General features: G+C 69.8%; 12 protein-coding genes and 1 pseudogene. 10 read left to right on the forward strand and 3 right to left on the reverse strand.

Annotation, left to right across the window (positions count from 1 at the left end; translation table 11 throughout):
• Positions 1-48: 48 nt before the first annotated feature.
• On the reverse strand, positions 49-2,817 hold the full coding sequence (locus FNH08_RS28375) for a penicillin acylase family protein (RefSeq protein WP_152774379.1): 2,769 nt from the start codon (positions 2,815-2,817) through the stop codon (positions 49-51).
• A 234-nt stretch (positions 2,818-3,051) separates the two neighbouring features.
• Between FNH08_RS28375 and FNH08_RS28380 the strand changes: the two genes are divergently transcribed.
• The 6 genes from FNH08_RS28380 (at position 3,052) to mscL (ending at position 8,752) form a co-directional block, all read left to right on the forward strand.
• Complete coding sequence (locus tag FNH08_RS28380; protein ID WP_152774380.1) at positions 3,052-4,587, forward strand: potassium/proton antiporter; 1,536 nt, start codon at positions 3,052-3,054, stop codon at positions 4,585-4,587.
• A gap of 191 nt (positions 4,588-4,778) precedes the next feature.
• Entirely contained in the window at positions 4,779-6,059 is a 1,281-nt protein-coding gene (locus FNH08_RS28385; protein WP_322725611.1) for an MFS transporter, read from the forward strand.
• Between the two features lie 68 nt (positions 6,060-6,127).
• Positions 6,128-6,487 carry an FmdB family zinc ribbon protein gene (locus FNH08_RS28390; protein WP_322725612.1) on the forward strand — a complete coding sequence of 120 codons (360 nt, stop codon included), beginning with the start codon at positions 6,128-6,130 and terminating at the stop codon, positions 6,485-6,487.
• Positions 6,488-6,560: 73 nt separating this feature from the next.
• Entirely contained in the window at positions 6,561-7,421 is an 861-nt protein-coding gene (locus tag FNH08_RS28395) for an S-methyl-5'-thioadenosine phosphorylase (RefSeq protein WP_152774382.1), read from the forward strand.
• Positions 7,422-7,570: 149 nt separating this feature from the next.
• Positions 7,571-8,158, forward strand: coding sequence for a hypothetical protein (locus tag FNH08_RS28400; RefSeq protein ID WP_152774383.1), 588 nt, complete (start codon positions 7,571-7,573; stop codon positions 8,156-8,158).
• Positions 8,159-8,281: 123 nt separating this feature from the next.
• Positions 8,282-8,752, forward strand: coding sequence for a large conductance mechanosensitive channel protein MscL (mscL, locus tag FNH08_RS28405; protein ID WP_322725616.1), 471 nt, complete (start codon positions 8,282-8,284; stop codon positions 8,750-8,752).
• A 28-nt stretch (positions 8,753-8,780) separates the two neighbouring features.
• Here the strand turns inward: mscL and FNH08_RS28410 are convergent, their stop codons facing one another.
• Positions 8,781-8,963 carry a hypothetical protein gene (locus FNH08_RS28410; RefSeq protein WP_152774384.1) on the reverse strand — a complete coding sequence of 61 codons (183 nt, stop codon included), beginning with the start codon at positions 8,961-8,963 and terminating at the stop codon, positions 8,781-8,783.
• Positions 8,964-9,128: 165 nt separating this feature from the next.
• Here FNH08_RS28410 and FNH08_RS28415 point away from each other — a divergent pair.
• The 4 genes and pseudogenes from FNH08_RS28415 to FNH08_RS28435 form a co-directional block, all read left to right on the forward strand.
• Positions 9,129-9,382: pseudogene (locus FNH08_RS28415) on the forward strand (low temperature requirement protein A); the annotation flags it as partial.
• A gap of 247 nt (positions 9,383-9,629) precedes the next feature.
• Positions 9,630-10,661, forward strand: coding sequence for a P1 family peptidase (locus FNH08_RS28425; RefSeq protein ID WP_152774385.1), 1,032 nt, complete (start codon positions 9,630-9,632; stop codon positions 10,659-10,661).
• A 151-nt stretch (positions 10,662-10,812) separates the two neighbouring features.
• Positions 10,813-12,030, forward strand: coding sequence for a L,D-transpeptidase (locus FNH08_RS28430; protein WP_152774386.1), 1,218 nt, complete (start codon positions 10,813-10,815; stop codon positions 12,028-12,030).
• Between the two features lie 235 nt (positions 12,031-12,265).
• The gene (locus FNH08_RS28435) at positions 12,266-13,015 is read left to right on the forward strand and encodes a DUF6227 family protein (RefSeq protein ID WP_152774387.1); all 750 of its coding nucleotides are present in this window, start codon (positions 12,266-12,268) and stop codon (positions 13,013-13,015) included.
• 34 nt (positions 13,016-13,049) lie between these two features.
• Here the strand turns inward: FNH08_RS28435 and FNH08_RS28440 are convergent, their stop codons facing one another.
• Positions 13,050-13,322, reverse strand: coding sequence for a hypothetical protein (locus tag FNH08_RS28440; protein WP_152774388.1), 273 nt, complete (start codon positions 13,320-13,322; stop codon positions 13,050-13,052).
• Positions 13,323-13,513 lie beyond the last annotated feature (191 nt).

The following is a 13,513-nucleotide window of genomic DNA, read 5'->3' on the forward strand; positions in this document are numbered from 1 at the left end:
CTCCACGCGCGCGTGGAGGGCCCCTTTTCATCTGGATCCGTCAGACGGTCACGGTTTCAGCAGCAGCGTGTCGCTCGTGCTCGCGTCGACCGCCTTCTTCGAGAAGGACCAGGTCAGCAGCTCACCCTTGGCCCACTTGTCCGTCTGGTCGGTGTAGTGGGCGTTGTAGGCGTGCCCGGAGGCACCGCTGAGGTTGATCCACTTGGACTTGTCCAGGTTGCCGAGGTTGACCACCATCCGCATCGAGGGCACCCAGACGACGTTGTAGCCGCCCGCCGCGTTCCAGCCGGTCGCGTTGACCGTGGCCTCGCCGCCGCCGAGCTTCCAGGGGCCGCGGTTGAGCATGTACTGCAGGAAGCCGGGGCCCTCGGTGCCCATGGTCTGGTTCTTCAGGAACAGGCGGTGCAGCCGGCCCCAGCTCCAGGTGTCGATGTCCTTGCCGAGCTTGGCGGTCAGCTCCCAGCGGGCGTCGTCCATGGCCCTCTTGAACAGCTGGTCACGGGTCTTGGCGGGCTTCTCGGTGCGCGTACCGGGCGCCTTCCACCAGTCGTTGTCCTCGTCGTCGATGATCCTGCGGACCACCTCGAACCAGCGGTCGCCGCCGTCCGGCTGTGCCTGGTCCGCGTCGCGCTGACCGCACTCGCGGACCTCCGTCACCTCGTCGGCCGGGCCGTTGTTGTCGGTCGGCTTGACCCACAGGCACTGGCCCTTGACCCGCAGTTCCCTGGGCATCTTGTTGCCGAAGGCGAGCTTGAGGATGTTGCGCCAGACCGCGTTGAAGTACGCGGCCGCCGCCGAGTCGGGGTCCTGGGTGTAGTCCCAGCCCTCCAGCAGCTTCTGCGCCTCCCGGACACTCTTGTCCTCGATGTCGATCTTCAGCAGCTTGGGCACCAGCAGCCGCGCGATCTCGCTGCTGTTGTCCAGCTGCATCTGGCGCATGTCCTCGGTCGAGACCTTGCCGCCGCCCTTGATCTTCGACTCGATCAGGTCGGCGATCCGCTGGCTGCGCGTGCCGTAGCCCCAGTCCGTGGTGAGCGTGTAGGGGTACTTGTCCTTGTCGACGACGGCCTGGTTGGCGGTGACGATGTAGCCGCGCTTCGGGTTGTACTCGTACGGCAGCTCGTCCCGGTCGATGTAGCCGGTCCAGCGGTACTTGGGGTCCCAGCCCGGCGAGGGGAGCGAGCCGTCGCCCTCGCCCCGGACCGGGATCTTGCCCGGCAGCTGGTAGCCGATGTTGTCCTGGGTGTCGGCGTAGATCAGGTTCTGCGAGGGCGCGTCGAGCAGGGCGGCGGCCTTGCGGAAGCTGTCCCAGTCCTTGGCCTTGTTCATGGCGAACACGGCGTCCATGGAGGTGCCCGGCTCCAGCGCGGTCCAGCGCAGCGCTATGCCGTAGCCGTCGCCCCGGTCGGGGGCGGCGCTGTCGACGGCGGCCTCCTTGCCGACGTTCACCAGCTCGTCGTCCCGGTCCGACAGGAGGGGGCCGTTGTTGGTCGAGCGGACGACGATCTTCTTGGCCGTACCGCCCGCGACCTCGATGGTCTCCCTGCGGGTGCTGAAGGAGCGCACCTTGCCGTCGTACTCGTAGCCGTTGCCGGTGAGCTTCTCCAGGTACAGGTCCGTGACGTCGACGCCGGAGTTGGTCATGCCCCAGGAGATGTTCTGGTTGTGGCCGATTATCACTCCGGGCATGCCGGCGAACGTGTAGCCGGAGACGTCGTACTGGCACTTGTCGGAGATCGACTTGCAGTGCAGACCCATCTGGTACCAGACGGACGGCAAGGAGGCCGACAGGTGCGGGTCGTTGGCCAGCAGCGGTTTGCCGGTGATCGTGTGGGCGCCGGAGACGACCCAGGAGTTGGAGCCGATGCCGTTGCCGTTCACGCCGACGGCATCGGGCACGTTCTCCAGCACCTTGTAGAGACCCGACAGCTGCGTCTGGACGGCCGCGGAGTCGCCGGACGCCCCTGCGACGGTCCCGGTGCCGCCCGTACCGGCGCTGTTCTGCGCGGAGGTGCCGGAGTCCTGCGACCCTTGAGTCCAGGTACGGGTGACCTCGTCGTACTGGCCCTCCTGGACGATCGTCTTGTTCCGGTTGTACGGGTACTGCGGGTACAGTTCCTCGATCTGCTTCGGGCCCAGGCGGTTGGTCATCAGGGCGCGGTCGATCTCGTCCTGCATGTTGCCGCGCAGGTCCCAGGCCATCGCCTTCAGCCACGCGATCGAGTCGACCGGGGTCCACTCCTCGGGCTTGTAGTCGTTGCTGAAGCCGAGGGCCGCGTACTCCAGGGAGATGTCCTTGCCGTCCTTGCCGCGCAGGTAGGCGTTGACGCCCTTGGCGTAGGCCTGGAGGTACTTCTTCGTCCCGGCCGACAGCTTGGTGTCGTATTCCTTCTGCGCCACCTCGTCCCAGCCCAGGGTGCGCAGGAACGCGTCGTTGTCGACCTGGCTCTTGCCGAACATCTCGGACAGGCGGCCCGCGGTCATGTGGCGGCGCACGTCCATCTCGTAGAACCTGTCCTGCGCCTGGACGTAGCCCTGCGCCATGAACAGGTCCTCGTCGGTGGAGGCGTAGATCTGCGGGATGCCGTAGCCGTCACGCTGGACATCGACTGGTCCGGACAGGCCCTCCAGCGTGGTCGATCCCTTGGTCTGCGGGAACGAGGCACGTACGGTGCTGATCGACCAGTACCCCCCGAAGCCGACGCCTCCGATGAGGGCCAGGACCAGGACGATCAGGAGCAGGCGGGCTCTGCGCCCCTTCTTCCTGCCGGACTTGCCGGGCTTCTGACCGGAAGAGGCGGTGGTGTCGGTGGGCATCGCTGTCCTTGCTGTCCTAATGCGAGCGGCAGGCCGGGCTGTGCTTTTAACTGAGCGCAGGAGCAACCATAGGCGCAGGGTCCGACACGACTTGACGCGGAGTCGGCAACCGGCACGTACGGACGTTCGATCTTGCACCCTGGAGTGTCAAGAAAACGTCAAGAGTTAGGTAAGGTAACGAAGTACTCGCATGGATGAGCGTGCCGACGACCGCCTCCACGTGCTCGAATCCATCTGCCCGGACCCGCGAGAAGGGACCAGCCGCTGACTGTCCACCACCTCAACCAGCTCCTGCTCGTAAGCTCGGTCGTTCTGCTCGTCGCGGTGGCAGCGGTGCGGATCTCCTCGCGCAGCGGGCTCCCCAGCCTGCTCGTCTACCTGGGCATCGGCGTCGCCATGGGCCAGGACGGCATCGGTGACATCCACTTCAACAACGCCGAGATGACCCAGGTCATCGGCTACGCGGCCCTCGTCGTGATCCTCGCGGAGGGCGGTCTCGGCACGAAGTGGAAGGAGATCAAACCAGCCCTCCCGGCCGCGAGCTCGCTCGCGCTGGTCGGTGTCGCGGTGAGCGTCGGCGTGACGGCCGCGGGCGCGCACTACCTGATCGGGCTGGAGTGGCGGCAGGCGCTGATCATCGGCGCGGTGGTTTCGTCCACGGACGCGGCGGCGGTCTTCTCGGTCCTGCGGAAAATCCCCCTCCCCTCGCGCATAAACGGTGTCCTGGAGGCCGAATCCGGCTTCAACGACGCCCCGGTGGTCATCCTCGTCGTCTCCTTCTCCATGGCCGGTCCGGTGGAGCACTGGTACGTGCTGCTCGGGAAGATAGCCATGGAGCTGGCCATCGGCGCGGCCATCGGCATCGCGGTGGGCTGGCTCGGCGCGTACGGGCTGCGGCACGTGGCCCTGCCCGCCTCCGGTCTCTACCCGATCGCCGTGATGGCCATCGCCGTCGCGGCGTACGCGGCCGGGGCGCTCGCCCACGGCAGCGGCTTCCTCGCCGTCTACCTGGCCTCCATGGTCCTCGGCAACTCCAAGCTGCCGCACTGGCCCGCCACGCGCGGCTTCGCCGAAGGCGTCGGCTGGATCGCCCAGATCGGCATGTTCGTCCTGCTCGGCCTGCTCGTGACCCCGCACGAGATGGGCGACGACATCGTGCCCGCGATCGTCATCGGCCTGGTGCTGACCATGGTGGCCCGGCCGGTGAGCGTCATCGTCGCCCTGCTGCCGTTCCGGGTGCCGTGGCCCGAGCAGACCCTGCTGTCCTGGGCCGGGCTGCGCGGCGCGGTGCCCATCATCCTGGCCACCATCCCCATGGTGAACGAGGTCGAGGCGAGCCGCCGCATCTTCAACATCGTCTTCGTGCTCGTGGTCGTCTACACCCTCGTCCAGGGCCCCACGCTGCCCTGGGTGGCCCGGAAACTGCGCGTGGGCGGCGACCAGGAGGCCGCCGACCTCGGCATCGAGTCGGCGCCCCTGGAGCGGCTGCGCGGGCACCTGCTGTCCGTGGCGATCCCCGAGGGCTCGAAGATGCACGGCGTCGAGGTCCACGAACTGCGGCTCCCCGCCGGCGCGGCCGTCACGCTCGTCGTCCGGGACGGCACGTCGTTCGTCCCCCTGCCCACCACGGTGCTGCGACGCGGTGACGAACTGCTCGTGGTGGCCACGGATCCCGTCCGGGACGCGGCGGAACGGCGTCTGCGCGCGGTCGGCATGGGCGGCAAACTGGCGGGCTGGCTGGGGACGGGGAACGGTACGACGAACCGTTAGGCACCGCCTCTGTAGAATGCAGGCGCACCTGATCGAACCACCTCTGCCTGACGCAGAGCTGGCGCGACCGTATGGCGGCCGGAACACCCTCACCGCGGGCCCGGTATCTACCGCAGTTCCGCGCAAGAGGACAGCTCTCGGTGCGCCCCCCGCACGGGCGCGTACTACCAGGTGGCAGAAAGGCATGGGCCGTGGCTTCCACGGTCACCTCGACGTCGTCCCGTCCGTCCCGCCCAAGCTACGGGCAGCTGCTGCGCACGCGCGGCGCCTGGACGTTCCTGCTCCCCGGCTTCGCGGCGCGCCAGCCGTTCGCGATGCTGACCATCTCCATCGTGCTGCTGGTGCGGCACACCACCGGCTCGTACGGGGCGGCCGGTGCCGTGGCCGCCGTGACCGGTGTCTCCATGGCGCTGTTCGCCCCGTACAGCGGGCGTCTGGCCGACCGCCACGGGCAGCGGGCCGTGCTGGTGCCCGGCGTCGTCCTGCACGCGCTGGCGGGCCTCTCCTTGACGGCGCTCGCACTGGCGGACGCCCCCTTGTGGGCGCTCTTCGCCGCCGCCGTGCCCACCGGTGCCTCGGTGCCGCAGATAGGTCCCATGGTGCGCGCCCGCTGGGGCGTGAAGCTCCAGGGAACGCCCCTGATGACGACCGCGGCGGCCTTCGAGTCCGTCACGGACGAGCTGACCTTCGTGCTCGGCCCGCTGGTGGCTACCGCTCTGTGCACGGCCGTGGACCCGGCGGCCGGACTGGTGACGGAGGCCGCCCTCACCCTGGTCGGCGGTCTGCTCTTCGCGGCCCGGAGGGGCACGCAGCCCGCTCCCGTTCTCGACGGGCACGCACGCGTGGAGCACGTTTCGGCGCTGCGGGTCCCCGGGGTGCGCGTTCTGATCGTGACCTTCCTGGGGATCGGCTCCGTCTTCGGCGGCATGCAGGTCTCGCTCACGGCGTTCTCCGAGTCGATCGGCGAGCCCGGCCTGAACGGCGTCCTGTACGGCGTCTTCGCGGCGGGCAACATGCTCTCCGGCCTCGTCTGCGGCGCGATCGCCTGGAGGGCGGCCCCTCAGCGGCGGCTGGTCGTCGCGTACGCGGGCCTCGCTCTGACCGCCTCGGGCCTGTGGACGGCGCACTCCGTGGTGATCCTCGCCGGTCTCGGCCTGCTGGTCGGCATGTGCGTCGCGCCCGCTCTGATCACCGGGTACACGCTGGTCGACTCCCTGGTGCCGACGACCGCCCGCACGGAGGCCTTCACCTGGCTGACCGGGGCGGTCGCGCTCGGTCAGGCCGCCGCGGTCACGGCCGCCGGACAGTTGGAGGACCGCCTCTGGGACGGCGCCGGATTCCTGGTGCCGATGGCGGGTACGGCACTGGCGCTGGCGACGCTGGTGGCACTGCGCTCACGGCTCTCGACGCGGCCCCGGACCCGCACCGTCGCACGTGGTGTCGGTCACCGCGCGCAGGTGGCAGTGGACTGAGCCGCAGGAATACGTCACTATAGACCGTCGTTAGCACTCATCGAGTGAGAGTGCCAGGAGGAAGACCAGTGCCGACGTACCAGTACCAGTGCACCGAGTGCGGTGAGGGCCTCGAAGCGGTGCAGAAGTTCACCGACGACGCCCTGACCGAGTGCCCCAGCTGCAGTGGCCGCCTGAAGAAGGTGTTCTCCGCGGTCGGCATCGTCTTCAAGGGCTCCGGCTTCTACCGGAACGACAGCCGTGGTTCGTCGTCGAGCAGCAGCACGGCGTCGTCCTCCAAGTCTTCGACGTCGTCGGACTCGAAGTCCTCGTCGGATTCGAAGTCCTCCTCGGACTCGAAGTCGTCGTCCGGCTCGAAGTCGTCGTCGAGTTCGTCGTCCTCGTCGTCCTCGGGTTCTTCCTCCTCCAGCAGCAGCTCGGCGGCGTAGCACCCGCTCCGGAGCCCTGTCGTCCTACGGCGGCAGGGTCTTCGGCGTTTCCGGCCCCGGTTAGGGTGCGGGCATGGCGAACACGGAAAACGCTGAGATCGCTGAGATCGCTGAGATCGGTGTCATCGGCGGTTCGGGCTTCTACTCCTTCCTCGACGACGTGACCGAGATACAGGTCGACACCCCGTACGGGCCGCCCAGCGACTCCCTCTTCCTCGGCGAGGTCGCGGGACGGCGGGTCGCCTTCCTCCCCCGCCACGGGCGCGGCCACCACCTGCCGCCGCACCGCATCAACTACCGCGCCAACCTGTGGGCGCTGCGGTCGGTCGGGGCACGCCAGGTGCTGGGGCCCTGCGCGGTGGGCGGACTGCGGCCGGAGTACGGGCCGGGCACGCTGCTCGTGCCGGACCAGCTGGTGGACCGTACGAAGGCGCGGGCGCAGACGTACTTCGACGGGCTGCCGCTGTCCGGTGGTGGCGTCCCGAACGTGGTGCACGTGTCGCTGGCCGACCCGTACTGCCCCACCGGCCGCAAGGTCGCGCTGGAGGCGGCCCGCGGGCGGGACTGGGAACCGGTGGACGGCGGCACGCTGGTGGTCATAGAGGGGCCGCGGTTCTCCACGCGCGCCGAGTCGCTCTGGCATCAGGCGCAGGGCTGGTCCGCGGTCGGCATGACGGGCCATCCCGAGGCCGCGCTCGCCCGTGAACTGGAGCTCTGCTACACGTCGTTGAACCTCGTCACCGACCTCGACGCTGGCGCTGACACCGGCGAGGGCGTCTCGCACGAGGAGGTGCTCCAGGTGTTCGCCGCGAACGTCGACCGGCTGCGGGGCGTCCTGTTCGACGCGGTCGCCGCGCTTCCGCCGAACGAGAAGCGGGACTGCCTGTGCACGACGGCGCTGGGCGGGATGGACCCGGGGTTCGCGATGCCGTGACTTCCACCGGGAGATCCGGTCGGCGGAACCTCACGTTCGGGTGAGGGAGTTTTCCACAGCTCGTGGGTTGTCCACGGGCGTCTGCGAACTCTGCCGCGAAGCCTCATCGTGGGACCGCAAGCCGATCTCACGCAGCAGGTGGTGGCCTCATGTCCCTCCCGATCTCTTCCCCTTCCTCCCTCTCGTCCTCTCCCTCCCTCTCTTCCCTGACCTCGTCGCCCGGCTCCGGTGCTCCCCCGACCTGTGAGGTCCCGCACTTCGCTCCGTTGCGGGTGGGCGGTGCCCGCTACCGGTTGCGGCGGCTGGTGCGGTGCAGGAGGCGGGCCGTGGCCGCCGGGCTGGCCGTCACCGCGACGGCGCTGGTGGCGGCCGGCCCGCGGGAGGCGGAGCCGGGCCCAGGCGCCCAGCGACCCCGCGGTCATCCGGTGGCCGAGGCCGTGCCGGAGCGGCAGCGTGCCGTCGAGATGGTGGCGGCGCCGGTGCGTATCGCCGACGGTGACGCGGTAGGGCTGCTGCGGCCCGGCGACCGGGTCGACGTGATCGCGGCCGAGGGGTCGGCGACGGGCGGCGGCGACGCCCGGGTGGTCGCGCGCGCGGCGCGGGTGACGAGGGTGCCGGAGGCGAGCGTCAGCGAGAGCGGGGCACTGGTGGTCCTGTCCGTGCCCCGGACCGCGGCGGCACGGCTGGCGGGCGCGGGCGCGACCTCACGGCTGGCGGTGACGCTGTGCCGGCCTTGACGAAGGGCACGGGCGAGCGCCGGTCACGTCTGTCGCTCCAGAGGTGCCGCTGGACAGGCCCGGGACACCGTGCCGTAAGTTGCGGAGTCGTTTGTTCCACAACGTGCGCGGAGGGGCGTCGAGGTGAGCGAGAAGAAGGAGCCGAACCTCTGGGAGGGCTTCAAGGCCTTCCTGATGCGGGGGAACGTCGTCGACCTGGCGGTCGCCGTGGTCATCGGCGCGGCCTTCACCAACATCGTGAACGCGGTGGTGAAGGGCATCATCAGCCCCGTGGTGGGAGCGATCGGGACCAAGAACCTCGATCACTACAGCTACTGCCTCAAGGACCCCTGCACGGGCAGCGGCGACACCGCGACGGGAGTCCGCATCCTGTGGGGCTCCGTCCTGGGAGCGACGATCACCTTCGTCATCACGGCGGCCGTCGTCTACTTCCTGATGGTGCTGCCGATGGCCAAGTACCTCGCCCGGCAGGAGGCCCGCCGCAAGGCCAAGGAGGGCACGCAGGAGGTCATCGAGGTGAGCGAGCTGGAGGTCCTGAAGGAGATCCGCGACGCCCTGGTCGCCCAGCGCGGCTCGGGGCACGACCGCGAGTAGCGCGAGCAGAGCGGTTCACGGACCGCGCTCAGAGATGGTGGGGCGGCTTCTCGTCGAGGAAACGCTTCAGGTCGGCGACACCGCCGCCGTCCGAGGACCGCTCGCCCCACCCGCGGTCCGTGTCGTCCGACGACTGCTGGTCGAGCGGGTCGTCGAAGACCAGCGCGGCCTTCGCCGGCTCGCGCGGTTCGGGTGCGGAAGCGGTACTCATGGCCCCAGGGTACGTGCCCACGGGCGGGCGGGCCCCGGGAGCCACGGGTGGGCACCGCGTCCGTGAGGGCCCGGGCGCCACCGGTGGGCACGGCGTCTGTGAGGGCCCACTCGGCGGTACGCTCCTCCGCGAGAGGCTTTCGGGGTTTTCTGTTGTGATTTGCCCATGACATCCAGTTCTGCCGGTTCGGCTCCGGACTCCGCTCCTCCTCCCGCCGCCCGTGGCACCCTGCGAGGGTGACCGCGCGGGGGCGCGGCGAGGAGCACCGGGTCGCGTCGCCGCTCGAGCTCTTCTTCGACCTGTGCTTCGTGGTGGCGATCGCCCAGGCGGGCGCTCAGCTGGTCCACGCGGTGGCGGAGAACCACGCGGGCGAGGGCATCCTCGACTACGCGATGGTCTTCTTCGCGATCTGGCGGGCCTCAAGGTGGGGATCGCCCAGCAGGCCGTACTACCCACCACCGCGCTGGCAGTGATCGCGTGCACGTTCCTGGCGGACTGGGCGGTGTTCGCGGCCGGCCTCGTCGCGGCGCTGGCCGTCGCCACCGGGGTGACGCTCACGACGCGGAGGGGGGCGGGAGAGGCGAGAGCGGAGGGGGGCGGGAGAGGAGAGAGCGGTGGCACAGGCCCGGTGAGGCGGAGTGGGCCGTGCCGGATCAGACTGGGTCCATGACAGTTGACGCTTTGACAGATGTTGTGGGGCTGCGGGTCGGGCACGCCACCCGGATCGGCGACGGCTGGCTCACGGGGACGACGGTCGTGCTGGCCCCGGAGGGCGGGGCGGTGGCGGCCGTGGACGTACGCGGCGGTGGTCCGGGGACCAAGGAGACGGACGCGCTCGATCCGCGGAACGTGGTGCAGAAGGTCGAGGCGGTCGTACTGACCGGGGGCAGCGCGTACGGACTGGACTCGGCGTCGGGGGTGATCGCCTGGCTGGAGGAGCGGGGACGCGGGGTGCGGGTGGGCCCCGGTCCGGCGCATGTCGTGCCGGTCGTGCCCGCGGCGTGTGTGTTCGACCTGGGCCGGAGCGGTGACTTCCGTGCCAGGCCGGACGCGGCCACCGGGCGGGCCGCTGTGGAGGCGGCCGCCGCGAGCGAACCGGGCGCGGCGATCGAGGAGGGCAGTGTGGGTGCCGGTACCGGGGCGACGGTCGGGCAGATGAAAGGCGGCGTCGGCACGGCGAGCGTGGTGCTCGCCTCGGGCGTCACGGTGGCCGCGCTGGTGGTCGCCAACGCGTCGGGGTCGGTGATGGATCCGGAAACGGGGGTGCTGTACGGGGAGTTGCTGCAGGGAGGCGGCCGGACGGTGTGCCCGGCGGCCGAGGTCCACGAGGCGGCACGGCGGCGGCTCGCGGAGACCAGCGCCAAGAACACCACGCCCTCGCTGAACACGACCCTCGCCGTCGTCGCCACCGATGCCGACCTCACCCGTGCCCAGGCGCAGAAGCTGGCGGGCACGGCGCACGACGGCTTCGCCCGCGCCATACGGCCGGTGCACCTCCTCAACGACGGCGACTCGGTGTTCGCCCTGTCCACCGCCACCCGCCCGCTGCCCTCGGACGGCCCCCTCGCCCTGAACGAGATACTCGCGGCGGGCGCGGACGCGGTGACGCGGGCGATCGTCCGAGCGGTGCGGGCGGCCGGGTCGGTGGAGGGGCCGGGCGGGGTGTGGCCGGCGTACGAAGAGCTGTACGGAAACTAGGGCCCTTCTGAGAGGAGGAACTTCCGGGCTCCCCAGGGCGATTGTCCCGGTTCTGTCACGTGACGGCCGCAGCGGTGGGACGGCCGGAACCTCACCATGGGCCGGGGCCCTCTCTCCTCGTACTGGAGCGGATCACGTACGAAGCGAGAATATGGAGCAGCCCGTGACATCGCAGGACAAAAGGGTGCGACGCGCGCTGGGGGCCTGCGCCGTCCTGGTGGTCGGATCCCTCACGCTCACCGCCTGCGGTGGCAGCGCCAAGGCCGACAACGACAAGACCTCCACCGAGGACTCCGCGGCGAGGATCACGATCTCGGCGAAGGACGGTTCGACGGGTGCGTCCATCAACGCGACCGGCGTGAAGGTCAGCGGCGGCAAGCTGACCGAGGTGAAGATGACGGTGGCGGAGTCGAAGCAGGCCGTGCCCGGGACGCTGTCCGCGGACGGGAAGGCGTGGAAGCCGAAGGAGCAGTTGGAGCGGGGCACCAAGTACCAGATCTCGGCCGTTGCGAAGAACGCCGAGGGACGCACGTCCGCCGCCAACTCGATCTTCACCACCGTCACGTCGGCCAACAGCTTCATCGGGACGTACACGCCCGACAACGGGAGCACCGTCGGCGTGGGGATGCCGGTGTCGTTCACGTTCGACAAGGCGATCAGCGAGAAGAAGGCCGTTCAGTCGCACATCACGGTGACGTCGAGCAGCGGGCAGAAGGTGGTCGGGCACTGGTTCGGGACGCAGCGGCTCGACTTCCGGCCCGAGGAGTACTGGAAGGCCGGCTCCAAGGTCACGATGAAGATCGACCTGGACGGGGTGGAGGGCGCCAAGGGCGTCTACGGCGTGCAGGACAAGACGGTCCGCTTCACCGTCGGGCGGTCCCAGGTCTCCACGGTCGACGTCAACACCCAGACCATGACGGTCGTGCGGGACGGGAAGACGCTCAGGACGATCCCGATCTCCGCGGGCACCCCGGAGAACACCACGTACAACGGGCAGATGGTGATCTCCGAGAAGTTCGTGCAGACGCGGATGAACGGGACCACGGTCGGCTTCGGCGGTGAGTACGACATCCCGGACGTGCCGCACGCGATGCGGCTGACGACGTCGGGCACCTTCATCCACGGCAACTACTGGTACAACAAGGGCAACCCGCCGTTCGGCAGGCAGGGCACCAGTCACGGCTGTGTCGGGCTCCAGGACGTGCAGGGCGCGCAGGGCGACACTCCCGCCAAGTGGTTCTACGACAACTCGCTCATCGGTGATGTCGTGACGGTCAAGAACTCCCCCGACAAGACGGTCGCCCCGGACAACGGCCTCAACGGCTGGAACATGTCCTGGAGCGCCTGGACGGCCGGCAGCGCCGCCTGAGCCGCGGCGCCGCGAGTGACGTCCTCGTCCACGTGACGGCCAACCGGAGCCTGACGAGCGCTCTTTGAGGAACACGACGCCAAGATCTTCGGCAGATCAGCGGGCCACGCGGGAACGATTCGCGTGGCCCGCGCGTTTTCCGGACGTACGTTTTCTCGGTTCCCGGACATGATGTCCGACCGAGGGGCTACGGTATGCACCCACAAGGTGACATGCAGCAACGCCGGGAGAAACCTTGAGCGTTCCGTACGAGACGGCAGCGTACGAACAACCCGAGTCGCCCGAGTCTCCGGAGGAGCACCTCGCGCGACTCCTCGGTCGTGCCCTGAACTCCTTCGAGCTGCCCGACGAGGCCATACGGCGACTCGACTGCGCGCTCGCGCACGACAGTTCGCTGCACTCCGCGCACTACAGCGCGGGGCTGCACCGGTCGACGTACCGGCACACCTGGCTGCTGGCCGACGGCGGCGCGCTCACGCTGTGGGAGCTGGTGCACAACACGGCGCCGGGCCGCGATCCGCAGCACGAGGTGTACGTGGACGAGGAGGAGCTGCGGGCCGCCACCGCGCGGCTGCCGTTGCCGTCGGACACACCGGAGTTCGAGCTGCCCGTCATGGTGGACCTGGCGCCGGCCCCCGAGCCCCGCCACGAGTACGTGCCGGACGACTCGGCCGACCACGCCCGGCGGCTGCTGCGGCGCGCGGAGAACCCGGACCCGCCGGGGGACGAGCTCGCCACGCTGCTGCTGCGGACGGCCTTCGCGCACGAGATCACCCAGGCGTTCGGCCGTCCGGGCCGCACCGGCCGCGCGGGGCCGAACTTCTCGCTGTACGAGCACGCGTTCTTACTGAGCGACGGCCAGGAGATCTCTCTGTGGGAGGTCGAGCACACGGCGACGCCGGACGGGCGTCACATGTGCGAGGTCTACGCGTCGGAGGATGCGGCCCGGGACGCGATGGAGCGCCGGGCGGCGAGCTGTGGCTGACCTCCAGCCCGGCCCATGGATGACCGCGGGACGGTCAGGGGCGGCCGTCGCTGAGCCGTCGTACGAGGACGGCGAAGGCGTCGCGTTCCGCGGGGGTCAGTTCGACCTGCTCGATGTGCGGGGCGGAGTGGCGCTGGTGGGGCAGGCCCCGCAGGATCCCGCCGCGGCGGGACAGGGCCGCGAACTGCCGTCGGTGCACGGGAAGGTCTCGGCGCATGACCCGGACCAGCATGGCGACCCAGATGACCGCCGCCACCGCGAGGGCGGCCGCGCCCAACAGATGAAGGATCGACACGTGCTCAGGCATGCGTTCCAGTAGACACCACGGTCCGGGCTTTTCACCCGGACCGTGACGCATCTCGCAGGTGCCGCGAACAACTCACGGTGGATGTAAACCCGGCAAATGCGCACCGCGGCGAGCAGGCGGGCCATGGACGGCCCATGCACGGTCGATGCACTGCCCATGCGCGACGGCGGCCGCAGCCCCCTGTCCAACGG

Source organism: Streptomyces spongiae, from assembly GCF_009377185.1.
Taxonomy (GTDB): Bacteria; Actinomycetota; Actinomycetes; order Streptomycetales; family Streptomycetaceae; genus Streptomyces; species Streptomyces spongiae.

Coding starts and splice junctions, on each gene's coding strand:
- FNH08_RS28400 (WP_152774383.1), top strand. CDS start 7,571: ATGTCCCTCCCGATCTCTTCCCCTTCCTCCCTCTCGTCCTCTCCCTCC.
- FNH08_RS28430 (WP_152774386.1), top strand. CDS start 10,813: ATGGAGCAGCCCGTGACATCGCAGGACAAAAGGGTGCGACGCGCGCTG.
- FNH08_RS28410 (WP_152774384.1), bottom strand. CDS start 8,963: ATGAGTACCGCTTCCGCACCCGAACCGCGCGAGCCGGCGAAGGCCGCG.
- FNH08_RS28440 (WP_152774388.1), bottom strand. CDS start 13,322: ATGCCTGAGCACGTGTCGATCCTTCATCTGTTGGGCGCGGCCGCCCTC.
- FNH08_RS28375 (WP_152774379.1), bottom strand. CDS start 2,817: ATGCCCACCGACACCACCGCCTCTTCCGGTCAGAAGCCCGGCAAGTCC.
- FNH08_RS28425 (WP_152774385.1), top strand. CDS start 9,630: ATGACAGTTGACGCTTTGACAGATGTTGTGGGGCTGCGGGTCGGGCAC.
- FNH08_RS28395 (WP_152774382.1), top strand. CDS start 6,561: ATGGCGAACACGGAAAACGCTGAGATCGCTGAGATCGCTGAGATCGGT.